Genomic DNA, 23553 nt, shown 5'->3' on the forward strand with positions numbered 1-23553 from the left:
GCCGTCGTCGACTCCTTCGGCGGGGTCTCAAGTCGCCGGAAACGTGCACTGTCGGCCGGAATGCTGCCAAGCCGCCGGAGGGCTCCGGCGATCCGGCACGCTTCCCACGAAGTCGCGGTCCCGGTCTTGGGTAGAGTGCCGTGCATGGACGACAAAGCGACATTGCTCGGTTATTTGCGCCTTCGTAGGGCGGACCTGCTCGGGAAGCTTGATGGCTTGGGTGAATACGATGCCCGAAGGCCCATGACACCCACGGGTACCAACCTGTTGGGGCTCGTGAAGCACGTGGCGAGCGTGGAGTTGGGGTATTTCGGGGAGACTTTCGAGCGTCCGAGTGGGCGCGAACTGCCTTGGCTGGAACAAGATGCAGAACCGGATTCCGATATGTGGGTCCCGGCCTCGGAGAGCCGCGCGGAAATCCTGGAGTTGCACCACTTCTCGGCAGCGCACAGTGATGCCACCATCCACGCCCTCCCGTTGGATGCTCCGGGCGTTGTGCCGTGGTGGTCCGAAGAGAAGCGGAATGTGACCCTCCACCAGATCCTGGTCCACATGTGTGTGGAAACCGCGCGGCATGCCGGGCACGCGGACATCATCCGCGAACTGATTGACGGCTCGGCCGGGCAGAGACCGGGGGATCCCAACATGCCTGCCCGCAATTCCGAGGAATGGGCAGCACACCGGTTCCGCATCGAAGAAGCAGCATTGGAGGCAGACCTCCGGCACTGAAGACCCCAAGCACCGCTCAGCACGCCCCGATGGCATACTACTTAGCCGTCGAGGCGTGCTTTGTCGTTTCCAGGTTGGTGAGGTCGGGCGGGGTTTGACCCGTGGCTTCCTGACCTTCTTCGCAGCCGAAGTCGCCGGAAAACAACCTAGTTCAGTTGTAAACATGAGCCTTGAGCGGCAATAGTGGTCGCGAAGCCGCACGCTCCCAGCTCCTCCATGAGCATCCGGTCACATTTTGTTTACGCGCCAACCATGGCCTTTTGGTATCCCAAAGCGTAATCTACATCACATTCCCTCATGTGATATTCGCATTCCGCATGATGGAACCATTCACGTGGCAATGAATGAACCTTCAGAGCTCAGTAAGGAGCGCACTGTGGAAAAAGACCTTGCCCAGGAGGCTGCAACACCGCGGACCGGATCCCTGGCGAAACAAATTGAGGGCGCGTACCAGCGGATCGGAGTGACTGGCGCGCACCGCCAGATCGTCTTTGATCCTGCTGGGAGTGTTCTTCGACGCCCTCGAGCAAAACGCCGTGGGTATCACCGGACCCATCCTGCGCCAGTCGTGGGGACTTGGGGCCACCGAAATCGGCTTGCTGAACACAATGACGTTTACGGCAACCGCGCTCGGACGGCTGGCGACGGGCCTGATCGTCGATAAATACGGCCGACGGCACATGCTGGTCATCAACCTCATCATCTTCGCCGGCGGTTCCTTGCTCTGCGCCGTTGCCCCCAATTACCCCATCCTGGCCGCTGGCCGGTTCGTGGTGGGCTTTGGCCTGGGCGGGGAAATCGCGGTGGCGGTGATCATGATGGCCGAGTTCTTCGCCGCGAAACACCGCGGGACCGCCGTCGGACTCATCAACGTCACGGCGGCGGGCCTGGGCAACATGCTTGCGCCGGCTTTCGGCATTCTTGTCTTCACTCTCTTCGATGGTCCGGACAAGTGGCGCTGGGTGTTCGGCTTGCTGTTCATCCCCGCCCTTTTGGTGATGTTCTTCCGACGCTTCGTCCCCGAAACGCCCCGTTTCCTGGCGTCCCAGGGCAAGATCGACGAAGCAAACATGGTGATCACCCGGCTGGCCCGCAACAAGCTCTCCGGACGTATCAACGATCCCGAAACGTACATCACCGCAGCGCCTGACCCAGTTGTGGCCACATCATCCGGGCATTGGAAGGACGCGCTGCGCGGCAAACTCCTCAAGCGGACTGTCCTGCTGTGCATCGCCGTCTGCATGTCCTACGCCGCCCAGATTTCAATGCTGACGCTCATGCCCACCATTCTGGTTTCCCGCGGATATGCCGTGAACACCAGCCTCTGGTTTACCCTCATCATGCAGTCGGGCTCGTTGCTGGGCGCGGCCACGGCGGCATATTTGGCCAGCCGTTTGCCGCGCAAAAAGGTACTCACGGCTGCTGCCATCCTCGGTTGCTTGTCAGGACTGTCCATGGCCTTCCTCGCCAACGACATCGTGCTGGTGGTGATCTTCGGTGTCCTCTTCAACTTCTCCGTCATCATCCTGAACACCACCATCTGGCTGTTCGCCCCGGAGCTCTACCCCACCCGCACCCGAGGCTTCGGAACGTCGATTATCCTCGCTGCTGGCTCGTTGTCCGGTGGCCTGTTCCCGCTCATCTCCGGAGCAGTCTTTGACTCAGCGGGTCTGCCAGGCATGTTCACCACACTGGCCGTGCTCTTCTGCATCCTCGCAATCGTGGTTCAATTCCCGCCCGAAACCTTCGGCAAGCCGCTTGAAGAAGATACAGAACCCGGCAACGACGAGGAGGCGGCAATTTATGGGCACTGATACTCCCCAACCTTCAGCACGGATCGTCCTCCTGGTAAACCCGAACACCAACAGCAGCACCACAGCGATGATGGTGGACCTCGCCAAGGAGACCCTGAAACCTCACGGCCTCGAGGTAGTCGGCATCACCGCACCGGCCGGGCCATCCATGATTGTGGATCCCGTCTCGCTGGCTGAGTCGGAGGTACACGTCGCCGAGGCTGTGCACGGGTATCTTTCAGGGCCCGACGGCGGCGGGGTCGCCGGCGTAATTGTTGGCGCCATCGGTGATCCGGGACGCGCGCAACTCGCCGGGGAACTGAACATCCCGGTGATCGGCATCGGTCAAGGCTCCGTGCACGCCGCGGCCCGCACCCAGGATGGCAAGCTGCGTCGTTTTGGCATGGCGACCAGTACTCCATTGCTCGTGGACGCACTTGGCAAGCTCGTGGCGACCCATGGACTTTCGGAACACTTCGCAGGTGTTCGTCTGACGAAGTCCGAGCCACTGACCCTCGCTGCCGATCCTGAAAGTCAATTCCAGGAGTTGGCCGAAGCAGTCAAGACTGCCACTGAGACTGACGGCGCCCAGGCGGTCATCATTGCGGGCGGACCACTGAGTGCCACTGCCCGGCGCCTTGCCGAAACGACCGCCGTCGAGGTCATCCAACCGATCCCCAGCGCCTGCCGACTGCTGCTCGCGGAGCTGCCACAGGAAAGTTGAGACCCCACCAACAGGGCCCGACGGCGGTACGCAAGTGCCGTCGTCGGGCACCCCCGCATGAGCTGGGCCCACTCCGCAAGGCCGCCCCGCAAACTTGATGCGAAATTGAGCCAAACAAACAGAGTCCTTGATTTTGGCGCGCCACGCTGGAAGCAGACGAAGCACCGATCCAAACGGGTTTCGGCGACGAATAACCAGCAAGAATCACAATGATGTGGGGGAACCAATGGAACAGGCAGCAGCGCTAACCGAGGTGATCGCCGTCAAGGGCATCATCCAGGACCAACACCCCGTGGATTTCCACGCACTGGGTGTCGCAGGATGCATCGACAGGCTTGCTGCGCCGCTTCGACGCTCCGGCGTGACCGTCCACTGGAGCACACCCCATCACGGCATCGAAATCTCGTCCGCATCCGCCGCGCTGCTGTACCACGTAGCCCAGGAGACTTTCAGCAACACTCTGAACTACGCCGACGCCAGCGAACTGACCATCCGCCTCAATGCCGTCTACCACGGAATCCAAATGACGATCATGGACAACGGCAAGGGTTTCGTCATCCACGCCGCCCCCAGCGGTCGCCGTCACGGCTTCGGCCTGCTGCTCATGTCCATTGCAGTACACGACGCCGGTGGCACCGTTGAGATCGACTCCGGGCTTGGACAGGGCACCAGTGTGAGGGTCACACTGCCACTGGATTGAGTCCAAGTTGGGACCTTTTTCAGGCCCCAAAACCATGGATCGGCGGCGTTGGCAGACGTATTCTGTAGCTACTTTTCAGCCTGACATCTCGACGGAATGGCACGAAATGGCGCGGAACAGGGGTCCACGGTTAGGTCTTGGCAAGGTCCTTCTGAGGATCTTCGGGTTTTTCTTCGTGAGCGCCCTCTGCGGGGTGCTGATCTGCGGCTTTATGGTGCCGGTGGTTCAGTTCACCAGCACAACCATGGGCGGTTCCATCGGCTTTTACGAAAGCCTTCCCAGCCAACTGGACGTTGATTCGCCGTCCCTTTCCAGCACAGTGCTTAGTGCCGATGGCCAGCACATCGCCACGTTTTACGCAGAGAACCGGGTGAAGGTACCCCTGGACCAGATGTCCCCCTTCATTCGCCAGGCGATTGTGGCCATCGAAGACAGCCGCTTTTACGAGCATCCCGGAGTAGATGCGCAGGGCATCATCCGTGCGCTGACGTCCAACGTGACCAAGGGGACCCGGCAGGGCGCGTCCACCCTGACCCAGCAATACGTCACCAACGTGCTGAACGAATCCCGCCTTTCGAAGGGCCGGCCCGAGGATGTGGTGCTCAGCGGGGACAAGACCATGGGTGACAAACTCCGTGAGATCAAGCTGGCCCTGGAGCTTGAGAAACGCTTCAGCAAAGACCAGATCCTCGAGGGGTACCTGAACATCGTGTTCTTCAACCGGAACGCGTATGGCATCGAAGCAGCTTCACGATACTTCTTCAGCACGTCAGCGAAGGACCTCACTTTGCCACAGGCCGCGCTCTTGGCGGGACTCGTGAACGGGCCAAGCGTCTATGACCCCACGACCGCGCCCGAATCAGCGTTCAGCCGACGAAACATGGTGCTGGACAGAATGCTGGAACAAGGCAAGATCGCGCAAGCAGATCATGACGCGGCAGTCGCTACCCCAGTCGAGCTGAAAATCACTCCTTCCCTTCAGGGCTGCGCGGGGGCGTCTATCGCCATCTACTTCTGCGATTACGTGTCCCACCTGATCCTGAACAATGAGGCCTACGGCCCAACTGTGGAGGACCGCGAACGGCTCCTCTACCGGGGCGGCCTCACCATCACCACCACGTTGGACAGCCGGTTGCAGGCAGCGGCCCAAGTACAAGTGGATGCCTCAGCCGGCGCCAACCCGGACAAGTGGGGCGCTGCCATGACCACCGTGCAGCCAGGCACAGGCAAGATCCTGTCCATGGCCCAAAACACGGTGTTCGTTCCACAGGACGGGAAGTTCGATACCCAGCTGAACTTCAGCGTGGATGCCAAGGACGAAAACGGCAATGACCTCAACGGTGCAGGCGGGTTCCAACCCGGTTCCACCATGAAGCCCTTCATCTTCGCGGAGTGGCTCAACGAGGGCAAGTCGCCCACTGCCGTAGTGGATGCTTCCCGGCGGGTCTACCCGGTTGGCTTCCCCTGGCGATCCAGTTGCGGCAAGGTACTGGGTGGCTACAGCACGGCGCAGAAGGCGCAAAACCTGGGCGCGGATGATGACCTGCAGAACAACGACGAGGGCTACTACCGCCCCATGCCCATCAACTACGGCCTTTACAATTCCATTAACACCGCCACATTCGCTACAGCAGCTCAGTTGGATTTCTGCGGCATCCAGAAGATGGTGGACGCGGTTGGCTTGCACAGCGGCCTGGACAACGCCCAAATCAACATGCACCAGATCGGCAACCTCCTTGGCTCCATCGGCGTTGCTCCCGTCGTCTTGGCGAGCGCCTTCGCAACGTTCGCCAACGATGGCACCTACTGCAAGCCCATCGCCATCACCGACATCAGCGACTCACAAGGCAGGAAATACCCAGCGCAAACCCCTGAATGCAAGGAGACTGTGAAACCGGCCGTGGCCCGGGGAGTGACAGCTGTGCTGCAGGATGTGCTCAAGCTCGGATCCGGCGTCTACATCGAACCCAAGGTCCAGAACCAGGTCCCCGTTGCGGCCAAGACAGGCACCTCCAACAACAACGGCGCAACCTGGGTGGCGGGTTACACCACCCGGCTCGCCACAGCCTCCTTCTTTGGGGATACGACGGCGGGACAACAGCGGGCAGGACAAAACGTCACCATCAATGGCAAGTTCTACAAGTCACTGGACGGTTACATGATTGCCGGGCCGCAATGGGCCAACTACATGATGCAGGCCACCGCCCTCTACCCGAGCGGCGCCTTCAACCCGCCGGCTCCCCCGCCTTCACCTGGCCCCAGCACGTCGCCTGCAGCACCTCGCTGAGTTGTTCTGTGAAGCCCTTCCTTTTGTTGGCCACCCGCGCTGAAGACGCAGCTGCGGATGACGAGTACCAGGCCTACCTCCGGTACTGCGGGCTCCGGGCTGAGGAATTGGTCCGCGTCAGGTTGGAGGCGGCACCTCTGCCGGCCGTTGAGTTGGCCGATTACTCCGGTGTGATTGTGGGCGGCAGTCCTTACACCTCCAGCGACCCTTTGGAGGAGAAGAGTCAGGCCCAGCTTCGCGTCGAATCTGAACTCTCAGCACTCCTGGATCGCATCGTGGCCGAGGACTTCCCCTTCCTGGGTGCCTGCTACGGCGTTGGAACTCTGGGTGTTCATCAGGGAGCCATCATTGACCGTCGCTACGGCGAACCGGTGGGTGCTACGGAGATCAAACTGACCGCAGACGGCGAGCGCGATCCCCTGCTCAAAGGCCTGCCTCACGCTTTCGAAGCATTCGTTGGACATAAGGAAGCCTGCAGCCAACTGCCGGACAACGCGGTGTTGCTCGCGAGTTCCGCGGCCTGCCCTGTGCACATGTTCCGCATCAAGAAGAATCTCTACGCCACACAGTTCCACCCCGAGCTGGATGTCGATGGCCTCATCACCAGGATTAATATCTACAAGAACGCAGGCTATTTTCGGCCGGACGCTGCCGACGAGCTCATCGAAACCGCCAAGCATGCCTCGGTGACGGAACCCATGCGGGTCCTGAGGAATTTCACGGAACTCTACGCTCGCTAGGGATCTTGCGAGGCCCGCTCTGCGCCCCAAGAAAGGGGTTTCTATCAGAGCCTCCCTCGCGCGGCCATGGCTGGGTAGCGTTGTGATTACTCACCCACATGCCCCCAAACATGATTCATCCATGAGGAGCAATCTTTTGAAGCAGGACCCTTTGGCGGTCGAAACCCAGATGCACGCGACACCAGAAGAAGCGAAGACCAAGCCAACACCAGCGAAAACCCGGGCAGCGAGCAAGATCCCTTGGGGTGGCCTTTTGGTGCTTGCTGCCGCGGGCTTTACGGCTGTCACCACAGAGCTGCTTCCGTCCGGGCTGCTTCCCCAGATTAGCCGGGATCTGGGTGTGGAGGAATCGGCTGTAGGTTCCCTCACCGCAGCATATGCAGCAATCATCGTTTTCACGGCCCTTCCCTTGTCCCGGCTCCTGGGCGGGCGGGTTCCACGGAAGACCCTGTTGATCGGGACCGTGCTTGCCTTTGCACTTAGCAACGTCTTGCTGGCCTTGAGCCCAAATCGCGAAGTGGCCATCGTCGCAAGGCTGTTGGGCGGAATTGCCCATGGCATGCTGTGGTCGAGCATGGCGCCGTACGTGGCGCGCATCGTTCCGGCCCACTCCGTTGGAAAGTCCATGGCCGTGGTCTTCAGTGGTACCAGCATCGCGTTGGCCGTCGGGGCCCCGATTGGCACACTCATGGGCACACTCATGACATGGCGGGTTTCTTTCGTGGTCCTGGCCGGGGTTGGCGTCCTTCTGGCGGTTTTGGCGTTCTGGCTCCTGCCTGCTGCGCATGATCCTGGCACCCACAAGACGCCGTCGATCCGGGCCGCGCTCAAGCTACCGGGCGTGATCGCCGTGGCCACCGCTTGGCCACTCTTGCTGCTGGCCCACTTCACACTCTTTACGTATGTTGCCCCTTTCCTGCTCGCCTCCGGATTGCCCGAAGCCCTTACTGGCATTTCCCTGTCCGTGGTGGGAATCTCGGGCTTGGTCGGGATCTGGATTGCTGGCCTGACTGCCGATTCCCATCCCCGGCGTTCGGTGATTACCGCCGTCGGGCTTCTTTTGCTTGCCTTCGCGTTGCTGCCGGTTCTGGGCGGCACCTGGGTGGGGGTTTTCGCGCTGATGGTTGCTTGGGGCGTTTCCTTCGGCGCGATCGGCATCTACAACCAGGCGGCAATCCTTCGCGCTGGCGGAGAGCACAAGGATGCGGCCAACGGACTCACGGTAGTGACTATCCAACTGGGGATCGCCGTGGGTGCCGGGTACGGTGCTTTGGCGCTGACCACTGTTGGGGCTCGGTTGGTGCCGCTGGCCGCTGCGCTGCCAACGGCAATTGCCTTGGCGATCATGATTTCCAGCAAGCGCGGCGGATACCCGGCAGGGCCGCGCGAAAAAAGACGCCGCGAGAAGCGCCGGTAACATTCCCGAAACATGCCAGTCACGTGATCTTCATGAAGGTGGGGTTTCTGTAACTTACCTGCAACTTAGCTCTTCCGAGTCGGAAACATAGCTCACCGAATATTGATCGGGGGGTAGTGAGGGCCGTGCATCAACGGGCCCGTTTCGGACAGGCTTGATCAGAAGGGAACGCAGGTGGAGATCTCTGCGCAACACGTCTGGCTGATGTTGTCATCGGCAATGGTGCTTTTCATGACTCCGGGCCTCGGCCTGTTCTATGGCGGCATGACCCGCGCCAAGGCAGCACTCAACATGATCATGATGAGCTTTATCTCTGCAGGCATTGTGGGCGTCGTGTGGGTCCTGTGGGGATACTCGATGACCACCGGCGACGGTTTCCTCGGCCTGTTCGGCAACCCGTTCGCGCACTTCGGCCTTCAGGACCTCATAGGTTCGCCCGACCTCCTCAAGGCGGTCTTCGCCGCTACCTTCGCCATCATCACCGTGGCACTCATCAGCGGCGCCATCGCCGACCGCGCCAAGTTCAGCGCATGGGCGCTCTTCGTCCCGATCTGGGTCACCGTGGTCTACTGCCCGCTGGCTTACATGGTCTGGGGCGGCGGCTTGATGAGCGCAGGTGGAGCCGTCACGCAGATCTTCGGCCAGGTGATCGACTTCGCCGGCGGTGCCGTAGTTGAGGTCAGTTCAGGTACCGCCGCTTTCGTCCTCGCATTGATCGTGGGAAAGCGTCACGGATTCGCCAAAGACCCCAACCACCGCCCTCACAACGTCCCGTTCATCATGATCGGCGCAGCAATCCTCTGGTTCGGTTGGTTTGGCTTCAACGGCGGTGCTGCAACCACTGTTGAGCAGGCAGGCCTGATCTGGGTCAACACCCTGGTGGCTCCGGCCGCGGCGATGCTGAGCTGGTTGGTCACGGAAAAGATCCGCCACGGACACCCGACATCACTGGGCGCGGCCTCCGGCGTTGTTGCCGGCTTGGTCGCCATCACCCCTTCCTGCGCCAACATCACCCCGCTCGCGGCCCTTGGACTGGGACTCGTTGCTGGTGCCGCCTGCGCAGTCTTTGTGGACCTGAAGTACAAGTTCGGTTTCGACGATTCCCTCGACGTCGTGGGCGTGCACTTCGGCGCCGGCGTGATCGGCACGCTTTCCCTCGGCTTCGTCGCCTTCCCCACGGAAGGCACGGCCGGTGGCCTCCTTTACGGCGGCGGAGTGCAGCAACTCGTGGCGCAGACCGTTGCTGTACTGCTCACGATCGCCCTCTCCGGCCTGGGCACCCTGCTGATCGGTCGCGCTATTCACAAGACCATCGGCTTCCGCGTGGCCCACGAACACGAAGTTGCAGGAGTGGACCTCACCCAGCACGCAGAATCGGCCTACGAGTTCGGCCTCACAGCCCATGGACACTTCCGCCAGCAGCAGGCCCACCTGTCGTCGCTGATCAAGGGTGGACGCAAAGAGTCCGAGCCGGCGAAGGAAGACAGCTTCGCCTAGCGGCCCCACATTCAGAACAGCAGCCGACGGCGGAACCCAGGTCCCGCCGTCGGCTGCTGTTTGTGCGTCTCACAGTTGGTTGGGTTAGCCGAAGCCGTTCCAGAGCCGCTGCCACCACGTTCGCTTGATTGGTTCCTCCGGCTCCGGCTCAGGTGGAGCTGCCGCAGCCCGCCGCTCGCGCCATCGTTCCAGCTCGGCGTCAACATCCCGCAGCTTGGTGGTCACTGGCGGCCCACCCTGAAGCTGGCGACGGGCCTCAACCACTCGCTTGTTGAAGTCCTCAAGGATGTCGCGGACCTGCTTCGCGGTGTACTGCTGATCCAGCTTCGCGTCGAGTTCAGCGTCCTCGATCCGTAGCAGAATTGCTGGCGGGCCGATCCCGCTGAGTCGCTCACGCTGGATCAGACCTTTGACCCACCAGTCCGGATCATAGTGCTCGCCCAGACCCGGGATCGGCTTGCCAGCGTATTTGAGGTTGTCGAACTTGCCCTGGTTCATGGCGTCCCGGATCAAATATTCCACCCGCGCGGCGTCGTCCACCTTCCGGCGTTTCTCCCGCTCTTCCGCCTCGGCCGCCTCGAGCTCTGAATCTTCCTCCGCATTACCGCCCCACGAGCGGACTGCCCGCAATTCCGCGCCCCGCTCGAGCTTCCGCCTGAAGGCATTGTTCTCGGCGTTCACGTTTCGCCACCTCCTCGCACGGCAGTCCTCTCCTGCCGGAAATCGTGGTTCCGGCTCCAGTATTCCGCATTTTGCTGGGCCACGGGGAGGGCTGAGGGCTACTCTCGATCCAAATACCTCCACAGGAAGGGCCGCGCGTGACTACTGTTTCCAATGCATTCATTCCGGTCTCGGATCCGGGCCAGGCAGCCAAGTGGTATTCGGAACACCTGATGCTTCGGACTGTCACCGTTTCGGAGTGGACGGCAGTTCTAACGGGCGACGGCGGTGCCACAGTTACGCTGATGGGTCCGCTTAGCGGAATCGCGGCTGAGCCCGGGCTGGCATGGTCCACCTGCGGTTTCCTGGTGTATGACCTCACGGGCATGCGGGATCGTTTGCTCCGGAACGGACATGGCGTGTCTGTGGTGGAGGGCGATCCGGACACCTGCTTGTTCTTCACGGTCCGGGACCCCGACGGGAATGTCCTGCTGCTCACGGACCGCTAGGCTCGCTGGTTCAGGAGGCTCCCTCGTTCCACCAGCGCCGCAGCGCTGTTGCTTCACCACCCCCTTTGATCGCCGAGCGGCCCCCGACACGCCGGGATTAGCGGCGTGTCGGGGCCACTGTCAGCTCAAAGCAGGTGATGGAGCAACGCAGGCTAGCTGGCAGGCTAGTGAACGGCCATGCTCGGATCCAGTTGCTCGATGCCCTCAGGAGTAACAAGGACCACCCGGGCCGTGCAGATGTCGTAGAACAAGCCTGTGGCTTGCACTTGCCCGGATGCCAAGGCCGGCCTGGTGACCGGATGCTCTTCGAGTTTCTGGAGCTGGACGGCGACGTTCACCATGCTTAGCTGGTCGAGGCGGCTGTAACCTTCAGCTTCGGCAGCGAGGGCGACAGGATGGCCATCCAACAGCGCGGTGTAGCTCGGCCGGGCGTGCTCCAACCAGGCATCGAAGCCCGTGCCCAACGCTGCGGATGCACCCTCGGCGTCGGCTATGACGGCCTTCATCGCGCCACAGTTGGAGTGGCCGCAGATCACGATCGAGTCCACGGACAACCCCTTCACGGCGAATGCCAGTGCCGAGTCGATCGAGGCATCCCGGCCGTCGGAGCACACAACGTTGCCAATATTCCGCAGTGTCAGAAGGTCTCCGGGGCCGCTGCTGGTGATGAGGTTCGGATTGACCCGGGAGTCGACGCAGGCAACAAACAGTGTGTCCGGGTTCTGCCCCTCCGTAAGATCCTGAACCAGCGGTCGAACCTTGTCTGCGTACCGCCGATGGTATTTGTCGATGCCAAGGAGGATTGACCGCAGCGGAAGCTGCCCGCCGTCGTCGTGCGCTTCCTGCTGGGCACCGTCCACAGGCGACGGCTGCCAGGAAGTCCTGGGCGGAAGCGGGAATTCACGTGGATCCTGGCGCTGTGGAGTGTTGTCCGCGGCGTCGGTGAAAGCGGTGGTTCCGTGTTCCTCCAGCACCACCGAGGCGCCGCTGGAGCGGTGTTGTGCCTGCCAGGCAACCAGCGCCTCGCGGAAAGCGTGATCGAGGTAATCGGAGTTGAGTTCAACAACTGCGTCCTGGCCCTCGGGAACGGAGTGCAGGACGCGGTTCAGTCGGGGCAGCGCGAAGAAGCTGCAGGACCCGGCGATCGTGACGCGCCACGGCAGCTGCTCCCCGGCCGGGGCATGGGCGTGGATCTGGGCACGGAGTACCCGCCACAACACGCAGAGGGCCGCGAGGGCGAGGCCGATAATGACGCCTTCGAGCAGGTTCAGCACAACAACGCACGCGAGCGTGACCACGTAGACCAGGAGGTCGCCGGTGCGGAGGCTGGTTTTGATGTCGGCGACCTTGATGAGCTTGGCGCCGATGACGAGCAATAGGCCGGCGAGCACTGACAAGGGAATCAGCTGGATGAGGCCGGCGAACAGTGCCGAGAACACCAGGACCCACACGCCGTGCAGGATGGCGGACGCCCGGCTCGCGGCGCCGGCCTCGACGTTGGTGGCGCTGCGGACGATCACGCCTGTCACCGGGAGGCCTCCGAGCATTCCCGAGACCATGTTGGCGGAGCCTTGTCCGACGAGTTCGCGGTTGAGGTTGGTGCGCGCGCCTGCGTGCATCTTGTCCACCGCGACCGCGGACAGCAGCGATTCAATGCTTGCGATCAGGGCTACCGTGATGACTGCCATGGCGGCTGCGCGCCAGTTGCCGTCGGGCAAGCTGGGCAGGGCAAAGGCGTCGAAAAGCGAACCGCTGAAGCTGATGCGCTCGACGCTGGGCGCAACTGCTGCAGACAAAGCGGTGACAGCGACCACCGCCGCCAGCGGGCCGGGAATCTTCTGCACTGCAGTGGGCAGATATTTCCAGGCAAGGAGGATGGAAACAACTGCCAGGCCGAGAAGGGCGGAGTGCAGCTCGACATTGGTGATGGCCGCTGGAAGTGCGGTCAGGTTTTCGACGGCGGACCCAGCCGCCTTCCCACCGAGCAGCACATGCAACTGCTGCAGGATGATCGTGATGCCGATGCCAGCCAGCATCGCTTTGACCACTACGGGCGAAACTGCCAGCGCGGCCCGGCCTACGCGGCTGATACCCAGCAACAGCTGCACGACGCCGGCGGCTGCGGTAATGGCGCACGTCACCTGCCAACCGAACTCGTTAACCAACCCGGCCACGACGACGGTCAGTCCAGCGGCGGGGCCGCTCACCTGCAATGGGGAGCCGCCGAGGCTGCCAGCGACGATTCCTCCGATGGCTGCCGCAATAAGCCCGGCCATGACGGGTGCTCCGGAGGCGGCGGCGATACCGAGCGAGAGCGGAAGGGCAACAAGGAAGACGACGAGGGATGCGGGGAGGTCGGCTCCAAGGTTGCTGAGGAAGCTCGGCTTGGGTGCCTTGCCCCGGCTTCCGGGCGGGCTGTGGGAGTCCGTGGAGATGGAAGCGGAGTCGTTTGTTTGCGGCACTGGAATTTCCTAAGGCTCGGGAACACTGACTTCTCCAGCGTAGGAATATTGTCACGTGCAATGACAAGATGATGTGATTCTTGTGACAAAACTTGTGAACAGGCAGCGTCATGTGGCGACCAATGGGAACTTCTGCAGGGAGAGGGATCGTTGAGGACTCCATGTGCGTGGACATAGTCTGAAGAAATGGATGAAGAAACCCGCACAATGGACGAACACAGCACACGAGGCTCCTACGTCACCGGCAGCGAGTTCAATCGGGACACCAACTACATCGAGGACCGGATCACCCGCGAGGGCACTCCCGGCCCGAACGATGAACCCGGCTGGCCGGTAGAGCCAGGTAGATACAGACTGATAGCAGCCCGGGCCTGTCCGTGGGCCAACCGTTCGGTCATCGTCCGCAGGCTTCTGGGCCTGGAGCACGTCATCAGCCTCGGACAGCCGGGCCCTACCCACGACGCCAGGTCCTGGACCTTTGATTTGGATCCTGACGGAAAAGATCCAGTACTGGGAATCGAGCGGCTACAGGAGGCGTACTTCCACCGCTTTCCGGGCTATCCCCGCGGCATCACGGTTCCGGCAATCGTGGACATCCCCAGCGGGGCCGTCGTGACCAACAACTACCCCCAAATCACGCTCGACTTCTCCACAGAATGGGCAGAGTTCCACCGTCCGGGCGCACCACAGCTCTATCCGGAGCACCTGCGCGAGGAAATCGACACGGTGAACAAGCGCGTCTTCACCGAGGTCAACAATGGGGTCTATAAGTGCGGCTTCGCAGGGTCCCAGGAGGCTTACGAAGCTGCCTATGTCCGCCTGTGGAGCGCCTTGGACTGGCTCGAGGAACGGCTGGCAAACCAGAGATACCTCGTGGGTGACACCATCACCGAGGCGGATGTCAGGTTGTTCACCACACTGGCTCGCTTTGATGCGGTCTACCACGGGCATTTCAAATGCAATCGAAACAAGCTCAGCGAAATGCCGGTGCTGTGGGCGTATGCCAGGGATCTGTTCCAAACGCCGGGTTTCGGCGACACGACCGACTTCGTCCAGATCAAGCAGCACTACTACGTGGTGCACGAGGACATTAATCCCACACGCATCGTCCCTGTTGGCCCTGATCTCTCCCGTTGGCTGACCCCGCACGGAAGGGAATCGCTTGGCGGGAGCCCTTTCGGGGACGGAACTCCGCCAGGGCCGGTCAAGGCCGGCGAGGAAGTGGCTGCTGGCCACGGGGCCGCCTAACCGGCGGCAGCCTTCTGCCCATCTAATCGGCGGCCAACCCCGGCTGAACCCGTCACCGACGAAGGCCCGCCAGCGCCGCTTCCACCGCAGCGATCGCGGCCTTGGTGATCGATTCCCGCTCACCTGAGCCGTCCACCATCAACAGGATTCCGCGTTGCGTGTACGCGGTCACCACAGGCTGCGTCTCATCCCGGTACAGCTCCAACCGGCGCTGAATCACGGGTTCAGTATCGTCGCTGCGGCCCTGTTCCTGGGCCCTTTGAAGCATGCGGGCAACGAGCTCGGCATCCTCCACTGTCAGCACAACAACCACTTCAAGCGTCTGTTGTTTTGCGGCCAGAATCTCATCAAGGGCGCCGATTTGGATGACAGTCCGCGGGTAGCCGTCCAGTAGAAACCCGTTACCTGTATCGGCGTCCTCCAGTCGCTGACGGAGCATAGCCGTGGTGACGTGGTCCGGAACAAACTCACCCCGGTCCATGTACTCGCCGGCTTCTGCGCCGAGTTCTGTCTTGTCCCGAACATGTGCACGGAAAAGGTCCCCCGTAGAAATCGCGGGGATGGAGAAATGCCGCGCGATCACTTCCGCCTGCGTGCCTTTGCCGGAACCTGGAGGGCCCATGATGATCAATCGCGCCATGACACAAGTCCGTTTCAAGAGGCGGCCGGGACTTAAACGATACGCCGACGACGGCACGACACTCCCGCCGTCGCCGGTTTTTCTTTGGGGTCAGAACAGCCGGATTCGGGCTCAAGCACCCACGCGCCGCGGGAATTGGTGGGCGACCCTCGAATGCATCCCCCGGCACGTGGATCCCGGTGTCGAGGTGCTTTCTGGGTGGCGCCAGGGCAGTGACGTGGCGAGACCAAAGCCCGGTCACCCCTTGCGGCTCGCGACACCCGAAGGTAAGTTCTTTGAAACGTACCAAAGAAAGCGCTTTCCGAAACCTTAGGTGGAATCGAACATGACTCAGCACGCCCAGATCACGTGGCTCGACGACGAACCGCCCGCGGGACTTAGCAGTGGGACAACGTGGGGGATGCCCTTTCCGCGGGGTACCGTACGCGGCGCGGAAGAGCTGGCCGTTTTCGATGCCACCGGCGAGGCCGTCAAAGCCCAAACCTGGCCGCTCGCTACCTGGCCAGACGGATCGCTCAAGTGGGCGGGCGTAGCGGTCGGCGCGAGCGAAAAGCCCTCGGCCGCCTATAACGTCAGCACCGACAGTGGCGCGCACCCACCGGAAGAGCCCGACGGCGGTCCGGCAGCCGCCGTCGAGCGCTCACCTGACGTGACCGTCACCGAAACGGAAGAGTCCGTAACGGTCTCCACCGGGACCTTGGAAATAGTGCTCCCCCGGTCAGGATCCACTTTGTTCAGCACCCTGACCCGCGACGGTTCGGTGGTGGCGAAGGACGGCAGACTCGTGAGCCTTCTCCAGACCGGGCTGAGCGAGGGAGCCGGCAGCACAACACGTCAGGGTTTCACGGGCCAGATCACCTCCGTGACAGTGGAACAGCGTGGGCCGGTTCGGGCAGTCGTGCGACTGGAAGGCCGTCATCAGGCGGACCGGAGCGAAAGGGAATGGCTTCCGTTCACCGTCCGCTTCTACTTCTATGCCGGCGCGCGGAGCATCCGGATGATGCATTCGTTCATTTGGGACGGCGAGGCTGACAAGGACTTCCTCGCCGGGCTGGGCGTCCAGTTCAGCGTCCCGCTCGAAAGCGAATTGCACGATCGTCACGTCCGGATCGCCGGCGCGGACGGCGGATTCCTCGTGGAAGCGGTCCGCGGGTTGACGGGCCTGCGACGGGATCCGGGCGAGCCCGTCCGCCAAGCCCAAATTGCCGGAGAACCCACACCGCCACTCAACGAATGGAGCCCGCTGGTTTCCGAACGGCTGCATCTCATCCCGTCGTGGAACGACTACACGCTGACTCAGTTGAGCGCCGACGGCTTTGAGCTGCGGAAACGTACCGCTCCCGGCCGCGGCTGGGTGGGCATTTCCGGCGGCACGCGCTCGTCCGGTTTCTGTTCGCTCAGTGACCTGAGGGGTGGATTCGGGATTGGCGTCAGGGATTTCTGGCAGTCGCATCCGGGCCAGCTGGACATCCGCGGCGCCGCAACGTCCGAGGCCACGATGACGGCTTGGCTCTACTCCCCTGAAGCCCAGCCCATGGACCTCCGCTTCTACCACGATGGCCTCGGCCAGGACACTTTTGAGGAACAACTCGAGGGCTTGGAGATCACGTACGAGGATTACGAGCCCGGCTTTGGCAATCCCTCCGGAATCGCCCGCACGCATGAGTTGACGTTGTTCGCCTACGACGCAACACCCCCTACTGAAAGCCTCGCCGCCGACGCCCAATCAGCGTCCACTCCCCCGCTTCTGCAGCCGTCCCCGGAGTACCTGCACGCCGCCGGAGTCTTCGGCGACTGGTCCCCCGTGGACCGCAGAACTCCTGCCCGTGCAGAGCTGGAAGACAAGCTGGATTTCTTGTTCGACTTCTATCGGGCCCAAACGGAACAGCGCCGCTGGTACGGGTTCTGGAACTACGGCGACGTCATGCACACCTACGACTCGGACCGGCACGTCTGGCGGTACGACGTCGGCGGTTACGCCTGGGACAACTCGGAACTTTCGCCCGATCTCTGGCTTTGGTACATGTACCTCCGCTCCGGTCGCGCCGATGTTTTCCGCTTCGCCGAGGCCATGACCCGGCACACCGGTGAAGTGGACGTGTACCACCTTGGCCCTTGGCGCGGCCTGGGCTCGCGGCACAACGTGCAGCACTGGGGTTGCAGCGCCAAGCAACTCCGAATCAGCACCCCGGCCTACCGACGCTTCTACTATTACCTGACCGCGGATGAGCGCACCGGCGATCTCCTCACCGAACTCGTGGACAGCGACCAAAACTTCCTTGGCCTTGATCCGGTCCGGAAAGTACGTCCCGACGCCGATACCTACCGTCCGGACCGCGGCGCCTTGGGCGTCGGGCTTGGGACAGACTGGGGTTCGCTCGCAGCCACCTGGCTCACGGATTGGGAACGCACCGGAAACCCCCGCTCACGCGACCGCCTCTTGGGAACCATGGCCGATATAGGCGCCCTGAAGTACGGCTTCCTCACCGGCGAGGCGCTCTACGACCTCGACCAGGGAAGGTTCGACGCCCGCAGGGAAGCCATCAGCGTTTCGCACCTGAGTGCCGTGTTCGGTTTGGTGGAAATCTGCAGCGAACTGATCAGCCTGGTGCTGGACGCGTCCTTTGAGAAGGCGTGGCTGCAATACTGCAGGCTGTTCCTGGCTTCGCCGGAGGAGCAAGCCGCCGAAGTGGGGCAGCCCCTTGCAGGCATCTACCTGACTCAGGCGCACAGCCGACTCACTGCCTACGCCGCGGCTCGACTCGGGTCTCCTGATTTGGCGGAGCTGGCATGGGAGAGCTTTGCCCAGGGCGGGGAGAACCTGAACCATGCCGAGGCCTTCACCTTGAAAAAGATCCTCCCGCCGCATGTCCTTCAACCAGTGGACGAAGCCTCTACTGTTTCCACCAACGACACCGCCCAGTTCGGCTTGGCCGTCATCCAAAACCTGGCCCTCATCGGAAGTTCATTGCCCGGGGAGGAGGGCCCGGCGTCGTAAGTCCAGTGGTTTATAACCCGCGTTACCGCCGCAAGCGGGCGATGATCACCCCGCAAAGCCGGTCAGGAAGCCCCGCTTTTAGGAGCTCGACCGCGGATGCATGATCCGCATCTGGTCCCATGTGCGCTCTGAAGCAGCGATGTTCTGGTTGGAGCGTTCGCGGTCCAGGGAGGCAAGTTCGACGGCGATCGCCTGGACCGCGGCCACCGCACCTGTCAGCGACGGGAAGAAGCCGGCACCTTCGGTGGGCACGACGATCCGGTGCTGGGCGTGCACGGCCACAGGTGAGCCCGCGCTGTCGGTGATGGAAACGATCGGCGCACCTATGTTGTGGGCAATATCGACGGCGCGAATGGTGCTGTCGTAAACCCTCCAAAGGCTAATGGCGATGACGAGGTCCTCGGCGCCCAACCGCGCGATGGCATTTGTCAGGGCCGCGACGTCGGCATCGAGGAGTCGGACGTTATAGCCGGCGATGATTGCGTTGTGCTCCAAGGCCTTGCCCGGGATGGCGTAGCTTCCTGCCGCCACAATGAAGGTTTGCCGGGCGCTGGCGATGGCCTTCGCAATCTGGTGGATTGCATCTGCGTCCAAAGTCCGTTCAAAATGGACCAAATTCGCGCGATCCGTGGAGACCGCAGCCTGTGCAGGACTACTGATGTGCCCGTTGTGCTCAGCGGCAACTTCCACTGCGCTCAGCGATGCCAGGAAGCGTGACCTGAGCTCAAATTGGAAGTCTGCCCAGCCCTTGAATCCCAGTGTTTGAGCGGTTCTTGTCACCGTGGAGGCGTTCGAAGCGGCTGCTGCAGCAATGTCACTCACAGACCCGTAGGAGGCAAGGCGCGGCTGCGAGCGCAGGATTCCAACCACCTGCATCTGGCGTGCTGCAAGCTTCCGGCCTTGGACACGACTGTCGAGCCACTCGGTCAACGTTGACGAGTCGAAATCTTCTTCCACCTATTGACCTACCTCACACTTTCGCCGTACCTTCGATACATCGCATCTGCACAGACTTGTGCATATTCCTAAAAATGTACAACTTGGCCCACTTTGGCAGGAATCACCATGTCTCTCACAGCACGCTTGGATCGTCTGGCTCTCAGTCGACCACACTACAAGCTTCTCCTCATCGGAGGCCTCGGCTACTCATTCGACGGCATGGACGGCGCCGTGGTCGCGTTCCTGCTCCCTCGAATCCAGGAATTGTGGGGCCTCAGCAATGCCAGCCTCGGCCTGGTAGGTTCGGCCGCCCCGTTGGGCTTCTTCTTCGGCGCCATCCTCTCCGGATGGATGGGCGATCGATTCGGCCGCAAAAAGGTCATGCTCTGGGCACTCGCCTTCTACTGCCTCATGTCAGTGGTTGCAGCCATGGCTCCCAGCTTCGAAGTCTTCCTGATTGCACGGATCTTTGCAGGATTGGGGGCAGGAGCAGAAAGCGTCATCATCGCTCCGTTCCTGTCAGAGTTCATTCCCCCGAAGCGTCGCGGTTGGTTCATTGGAACCCTTGCCGGCTTCTTCTCCTTCGGCTTCGTGGGCGCTGCGTTGATTGGCCGGTTCATCGTGCCAATGGGTGAGGACGGCTGGCGCTGGGCCCAGGTTGTCACGGCCATACCTATCCTTCTTCTGCTCTGGTGGCGCCGCAGCCTGCCTGAATCGCCGCGCTTCCTTATCAGCCGTGGCCGCGTAGCCGAAGCAACAGAGGTGGTGGAGCGCTTTGAACAGAGCGTCGTCAAGGCCACCGGCAAAGACCTCGCTTCCTTGCCTCCGGCCCAGGAGGAGATCGCCAAGCACGAACAGAAGATCAGCATCTGGAACGCCCTGAAGTTCATGTGGTCAAAGGCCATGCGTCGGCGGACGGCCGTCATCTGGCTGATCTGGTTCGTGATCACCTTCTCCTATTACGGCTTCTTCTCGTGGATTCCCACGCTGCTGGTGGGCCGCGGCATCACTGTAACCAAGAGCTTTGAATACTCGATCATCATTTACCTGGCACAGATACCGGGCTACTTCTCGGCAGCATGGCTGTGCGACCGGATCGACCGCAAGAACACGATCGCCCTGTATTTGGCAGGATCAGCCATCAGCGCGTTCTGGCTGAGCCAGTCCAATGATTCCGGCATGATCCTCGTGGCCGCCGCAACGTTGTCCTTCTTCCTGAACGGTACCTATGCCGGTGTCTACGCCTACACTCCGGAGCTCTTCCCCACCTGGATGCGTGCCACTGGTGTTGGCCTGGCCAGCGCCGTTGGTCGCATCGGCAGCATCCTCGCACCGTCCATCATCGGTATCTTCTCAGTGGCCCTCGGTTTCGGCGGGGTGTTCACCATGACCACGGTGGTGTTGACCATCGGAGTGCTGGGCGTGGTGATCTTTGGAGCCTCGACCGCGGGCAAGTCTTTGGAGGACATCAATGCGCGCGCTGAACATGATCCGGCTCCGGCAGGAAAGGGACAGCAATGAGTTTCCTGGCAACGGACGCAGTGTTTCGGCAAACATTCGACGCCATGCGCCAGGATCCGGGCGTCATTCTCTTCACCGCCCTCCAATGGATCCCGCAGCGATCCGGCCTCCGGCGCCTTTTCACAAGCCATCCCGACGAGTATCCAGTGGGCGCTGAGAAAACCGTAGAGATCTCGCCAGGGTGGCTGGGAACGGTCATCGACGACAAGAAGCCCTTCCTCGCCCCGGACCTTAAAGGCCTCCGGGAAGTTTTCACGGACTCCGGACTCATCCAACAACTCGGCTGTGGCGCGGTCATCAACGTTCCCGTCCTGGATCCCGACGGCAACGTGGTGGGTGTCCTCGCCATGCTGGACGCAGAAGGCCGCTATACCCCGCAAAGTGTGGAAACCGCCGTCGAGGTCGTCAACCGTAACCTTGCTGACCTCGTTGCGGCCTTTGCAGCCCACCCCACCGAAGTCCCTGTAGCCACCGAAGTCCCCGGGAAGGACACCGTCTAAATGAGCACCACCCCAGAAACCCAAGCCACCGACCAGCAGGCGCCCGCCCTTCTCATTCGCAACGCAAGCGTCCTTGATGTCGAGGCAGGCACGTACTCCACAGCCGACGTCGTGAGTGTCGCGGGGAAGATCAGCAGCGTCGGCCCCGACGCCGAGACGCCCTCCGGAGCCCGCGTGATTGATGGAACTGGAAAGTTTGTCATCCCGGGGCTCATTGACGCGCACGTCCACGTGGTCGCGTCCAGCGCTGACTTCCGCTCACTGACCTGGACACCGGCATCGTATGTGTACGCACAGACGGCCCGGATCATGGGACAGATGCTTCGCCGCGGTTTTACCACCGTCCGGGACCTTTCCGGCGCCGATTTTGGCCTGGCGATGGCTCAGCAGGAAGGGCTGCTCGAGGGTCCGAAGATCCACTTCTGCGGCCACGCCCTGAGCCAGACCGGCGGACACGGCGACATGCGGCTTCCGGGTGAAGACCACGATCCCAATGGCCGCGGGTGCTGCGGAATCGGTCGCGTGGCCGACGGCGTTGACGCGGTCCGGGCAGCCGCTCGCGACGAGATCCGCAAGGGCGCCCACCACATCAAGATCATGGCGTCCGGTGGAGTCTCCTCCCCCACGGACCGCATCGATTCAACCCAGTACTCCATGGAAGAAATGCGTGCCGCGGTAGAAGAAGCCGAAGCCGCCAACCGCTACGTCGCCGCCCACGCCTACACCGCCCGCGCCATCAACCGCGCACTCGAAGCCGGCGTCCGCTCGATCGAACACGGAAACCTCCTCGACGACGAGAGCCTCAAGCTCTTCATCGAGAAGGACGCCTTCCTGGTTCCCACGCTCGTCACCTACTGGGCGCTGAAGGAAGAGGGAAAGGAATTCGGGCTCACCGAGGAGATGTGGGCCAAGGTGGATTCAGTATTAACCAGCGGACTGGAAGCCATCTCCCGAGCACATGAAGCCGGCGTGAAAATGGCATTCGGCTCGGACCTCCTAGGCGGCATGCACCGCCATCAGAACGAGCAGTTCAGGTTGCTCGGCAAGGTCCAACCAGCCATCGATGCCATCCGCTCAGCAACCACGACGGCGGCCCTTCTGCTTAACCGCCAAGGTGAACTAGGCGTGATCGCGCCTGGCGCGGACGCGGACATGTTGGTGTTGGGCGCCGACCCCGTGGCGGACATAGCGGTACTGGCAGACATCTCGGAACATTTGGAGTTCCTGATCCAGAACGGTCGGGTGATCTTCTAACACTCCGGCAGGTATCGGGAACCTCTGGTTACTACGCTCAAAGCTCGATATTGTAAGTATGCTGACAATATAGGTAGCGAGTCAGAGGAGGACATCGTGACCACGAAAGTCAACAAAACCATCATGGTCAACGTTCCGGTGAGTACGGCATACAGACAGTGGACGCAGTTCGAGGAATTCCCCCGCTTCATGGGCGGAGTGGAACGCGTGACGCGGCTGAGCGACGACCGCCTGGAATGGGTAGCCGAAATCGCTGGCGTCCACCGCCGCTGGGAAGCAAAGATCGTTCAGCAGGACGTGGACCGTGCTGTGGCATGGGCTGCCGTCGAAGGTGCCAAGAATGCCGGCTGGGTGGACTTCAAGGAAGCCGGACCGAGCCAGACATCCCTGCACCTGTCACTCGAATACGAGCCTCACGGCGTCCTTGAATTCCTCGGCGACAAACTGCATGTGGTTGAAAGGCAGGCGGAGTCGGACTTGAAAAAGTTCAAGGAGTACATCGAGAAGAAAGCACCCGAACGGGATGCTGATATGGGCACCACGGGGACTACGACGACAACGGGGGCCACAGGCACAGCGGCCAGCACCAGCGCGGCAACAGGAACCGCAACTGGCGCCGGCACTGATACGCCCGGCGACGTCCCCATCGTAGATCCCATCACGCACGCCTTCGATCAGACCAACGGCCTGGCAGATCTGGACGGCGATTCCGACGAGACAGCGGACAGCGATACGCGCAGTGCCGCGGAACGGAAGGACGACGACGGCTTCGGCCCAGGCTACATCCCACCGATGGGTGGGCTGCCCGGCCAGCGGTAGCGGCCGCCCGCACGAAACAAACAACCCGTGCCGCCCGGATCACCGCGATCCGGGCGGCACTGCTGTTTCGGCGGCGCTCCTGTTAATAGGCGCTCGTGTTAATAGGCGCCGTTACT

19 protein-coding genes are annotated in these 23553 nt (G+C 61.9%); 15 read left to right on the top strand and 4 right to left on the bottom strand.

What is annotated here, in order from left to right; translation table 11 throughout:
* The first annotated feature begins 144 nt into the window (after positions 1-144).
* From AC1DD7_RS03410 to AC1DD7_RS03445, 8 genes are all read left to right on the top strand, one after another.
* Entirely contained in the window at positions 145-729 is a 585-nt protein-coding gene (locus AC1DD7_RS03410) for a DinB family protein (RefSeq protein WP_477513802.1), read from the top strand.
* A gap of 506 nt (positions 730-1235) precedes the next feature.
* Positions 1236-2543 (top strand): MFS transporter, encoded by a 1308-nt coding sequence (locus AC1DD7_RS03415; protein ID WP_477513803.1) that lies wholly within the window; start codon positions 1236-1238, stop codon positions 2541-2543.
* Positions 2533-3246, top strand: coding sequence for an aspartate/glutamate racemase family protein (locus AC1DD7_RS03420; protein ID WP_477513804.1), 714 nt, complete (start codon positions 2533-2535; stop codon positions 3244-3246). The genes AC1DD7_RS03415 and AC1DD7_RS03420 overlap by 11 nt, the downstream gene beginning before the upstream one ends.
* A gap of 226 nt (positions 3247-3472) precedes the next feature.
* On the top strand, positions 3473-3946 hold the full coding sequence (locus AC1DD7_RS03425; RefSeq protein WP_477513805.1) for a sensor histidine kinase: 474 nt from the start codon (positions 3473-3475) through the stop codon (positions 3944-3946).
* Positions 3947-4052: 106 nt separating this feature from the next.
* Entirely contained in the window at positions 4053-6233 is a 2181-nt protein-coding gene (locus AC1DD7_RS03430; protein WP_477513806.1) for a transglycosylase domain-containing protein, read from the top strand.
* Between the two features lie 8 nt (positions 6234-6241).
* Positions 6242-6973: a glutamine amidotransferase gene (locus tag AC1DD7_RS03435; protein ID WP_477513807.1), complete on the top strand. Its 732-nt coding sequence runs from the start codon at positions 6242-6244 to the stop codon at positions 6971-6973.
* A gap of 169 nt (positions 6974-7142) precedes the next feature.
* The gene (locus AC1DD7_RS03440) at positions 7143-8390 is read left to right on the top strand and encodes an MFS transporter (RefSeq protein ID WP_477514075.1); all 1248 of its coding nucleotides are present in this window, start codon (positions 7143-7145) and stop codon (positions 8388-8390) included.
* Between the two features lie 174 nt (positions 8391-8564).
* On the top strand, positions 8565-9887 hold the full coding sequence (locus AC1DD7_RS03445) for an ammonium transporter (protein ID WP_477513808.1): 1323 nt from the start codon (positions 8565-8567) through the stop codon (positions 9885-9887).
* Positions 9888-9971: 84 nt separating this feature from the next.
* Here AC1DD7_RS03445 and AC1DD7_RS03450 read toward each other — a convergent pair whose 3' ends face one another.
* On the bottom strand, positions 9972-10568 hold the full coding sequence (locus AC1DD7_RS03450) for a DnaJ family domain-containing protein (protein WP_477513809.1): 597 nt from the start codon (positions 10566-10568) through the stop codon (positions 9972-9974).
* A 137-nt stretch (positions 10569-10705) separates the two neighbouring features.
* Between AC1DD7_RS03450 and AC1DD7_RS03455 the strand changes: the two genes are divergently transcribed.
* Complete coding sequence (locus AC1DD7_RS03455) at positions 10706-11056, top strand: VOC family protein (RefSeq protein ID WP_477513810.1); 351 nt, start codon at positions 10706-10708, stop codon at positions 11054-11056.
* A 164-nt stretch (positions 11057-11220) separates the two neighbouring features.
* Here AC1DD7_RS03455 and AC1DD7_RS03460 read toward each other — a convergent pair whose 3' ends face one another.
* Positions 11221-13518, bottom strand: coding sequence for a SulP family inorganic anion transporter (locus AC1DD7_RS03460; protein ID WP_477513811.1), 2298 nt, complete (start codon positions 13516-13518; stop codon positions 11221-11223).
* A 186-nt stretch (positions 13519-13704) separates the two neighbouring features.
* Here AC1DD7_RS03460 and AC1DD7_RS03465 point away from each other — a divergent pair, with 186 nt between their 5' ends.
* Positions 13705-14766, top strand: a complete 1062-nt coding sequence (locus AC1DD7_RS03465; protein ID WP_477513812.1) for a glutathione S-transferase family protein — start codon at positions 13705-13707, stop codon at positions 14764-14766.
* A 52-nt stretch (positions 14767-14818) separates the two neighbouring features.
* Here AC1DD7_RS03465 and AC1DD7_RS03470 read toward each other — a convergent pair whose 3' ends face one another.
* On the bottom strand, positions 14819-15406 hold the full coding sequence (locus AC1DD7_RS03470) for an adenylate kinase (RefSeq protein ID WP_477513813.1): 588 nt from the start codon (positions 15404-15406) through the stop codon (positions 14819-14821).
* Positions 15407-15731: 325 nt separating this feature from the next.
* Between AC1DD7_RS03470 and AC1DD7_RS03475 the strand changes: the two genes are divergently transcribed.
* Positions 15732-18404 (top strand): exo-rhamnogalacturonan lyase family protein, encoded by a 2673-nt coding sequence (locus AC1DD7_RS03475; protein WP_477513814.1) that lies wholly within the window; start codon positions 15732-15734, stop codon positions 18402-18404.
* A 78-nt stretch (positions 18405-18482) separates the two neighbouring features.
* Here AC1DD7_RS03475 and AC1DD7_RS03480 read toward each other — a convergent pair whose 3' ends face one another.
* Positions 18483-19361 (bottom strand): MurR/RpiR family transcriptional regulator, encoded by an 879-nt coding sequence (locus tag AC1DD7_RS03480; protein WP_477513815.1) that lies wholly within the window; start codon positions 19359-19361, stop codon positions 18483-18485.
* Between the two features lie 108 nt (positions 19362-19469).
* Between AC1DD7_RS03480 and AC1DD7_RS03485 the strand changes: the two genes are divergently transcribed.
* The 4 genes from AC1DD7_RS03485 to AC1DD7_RS03500 all read left to right on the top strand — a co-directional run bounded on the left by AC1DD7_RS03485 (position 19470) and on the right by AC1DD7_RS03500 (position 23437).
* The gene (locus tag AC1DD7_RS03485) at positions 19470-20864 is read left to right on the top strand and encodes an MFS transporter (protein ID WP_477513816.1); all 1395 of its coding nucleotides are present in this window, start codon (positions 19470-19472) and stop codon (positions 20862-20864) included.
* Entirely contained in the window at positions 20861-21364 is a 504-nt protein-coding gene (locus AC1DD7_RS03490; protein WP_477513817.1) for a GAF domain-containing protein, read from the top strand. Before AC1DD7_RS03485 ends, AC1DD7_RS03490 begins: the two co-directional genes overlap by 4 nt.
* Positions 21365-22618: a metal-dependent hydrolase family protein gene (locus tag AC1DD7_RS03495; RefSeq protein WP_477513818.1), complete on the top strand. Its 1254-nt coding sequence runs from the start codon at positions 21365-21367 to the stop codon at positions 22616-22618.
* A 96-nt stretch (positions 22619-22714) separates the two neighbouring features.
* Positions 22715-23437 (top strand): SRPBCC family protein, encoded by a 723-nt coding sequence (locus AC1DD7_RS03500; RefSeq protein WP_477513819.1) that lies wholly within the window; start codon positions 22715-22717, stop codon positions 23435-23437.
* Positions 23438-23553 lie beyond the last annotated feature (116 nt).

The sequence above is a fragment of the Paenarthrobacter sp. 10L412 genome, assembly GCF_056395565.1.

What these genes read in the sequence shown, in the direction of transcription:
- AC1DD7_RS03410 (WP_477513802.1), top strand. Translation starts at nt 145, where the DNA reads ATGGACGACAAAGCGACATTGCTCGGTTATTTGCGCCTTCGTAGGGCG.
- AC1DD7_RS03420 (WP_477513804.1), top strand. Translation starts at nt 2,533, where the DNA reads ATGGGCACTGATACTCCCCAACCTTCAGCACGGATCGTCCTCCTGGTA.
- AC1DD7_RS03425 (WP_477513805.1), top strand. Translation starts at nt 3,473, where the DNA reads ATGGAACAGGCAGCAGCGCTAACCGAGGTGATCGCCGTCAAGGGCATC.
- AC1DD7_RS03430 (WP_477513806.1), top strand. Translation starts at nt 4,053, where the DNA reads ATGGCGCGGAACAGGGGTCCACGGTTAGGTCTTGGCAAGGTCCTTCTG.
- AC1DD7_RS03440 (WP_477514075.1), top strand. Translation starts at nt 7,143, where the DNA reads ATGCACGCGACACCAGAAGAAGCGAAGACCAAGCCAACACCAGCGAAA.
- AC1DD7_RS03465 (WP_477513812.1), top strand. Translation starts at nt 13,705, where the DNA reads ATGGATGAAGAAACCCGCACAATGGACGAACACAGCACACGAGGCTCC.
- AC1DD7_RS03470 (WP_477513813.1), bottom strand. Translation starts at nt 15,406, where the DNA reads ATGGCGCGATTGATCATCATGGGCCCTCCAGGTTCCGGCAAAGGCACG.
- AC1DD7_RS03475 (WP_477513814.1), top strand. Translation starts at nt 15,732, where the DNA reads ATGACTCAGCACGCCCAGATCACGTGGCTCGACGACGAACCGCCCGCG.
- AC1DD7_RS03485 (WP_477513816.1), top strand. Translation starts at nt 19,470, where the DNA reads ATGTCTCTCACAGCACGCTTGGATCGTCTGGCTCTCAGTCGACCACAC.
- AC1DD7_RS03490 (WP_477513817.1), top strand. Translation starts at nt 20,861, where the DNA reads ATGAGTTTCCTGGCAACGGACGCAGTGTTTCGGCAAACATTCGACGCC.
- AC1DD7_RS03495 (WP_477513818.1), top strand. Translation starts at nt 21,365, where the DNA reads ATGAGCACCACCCCAGAAACCCAAGCCACCGACCAGCAGGCGCCCGCC.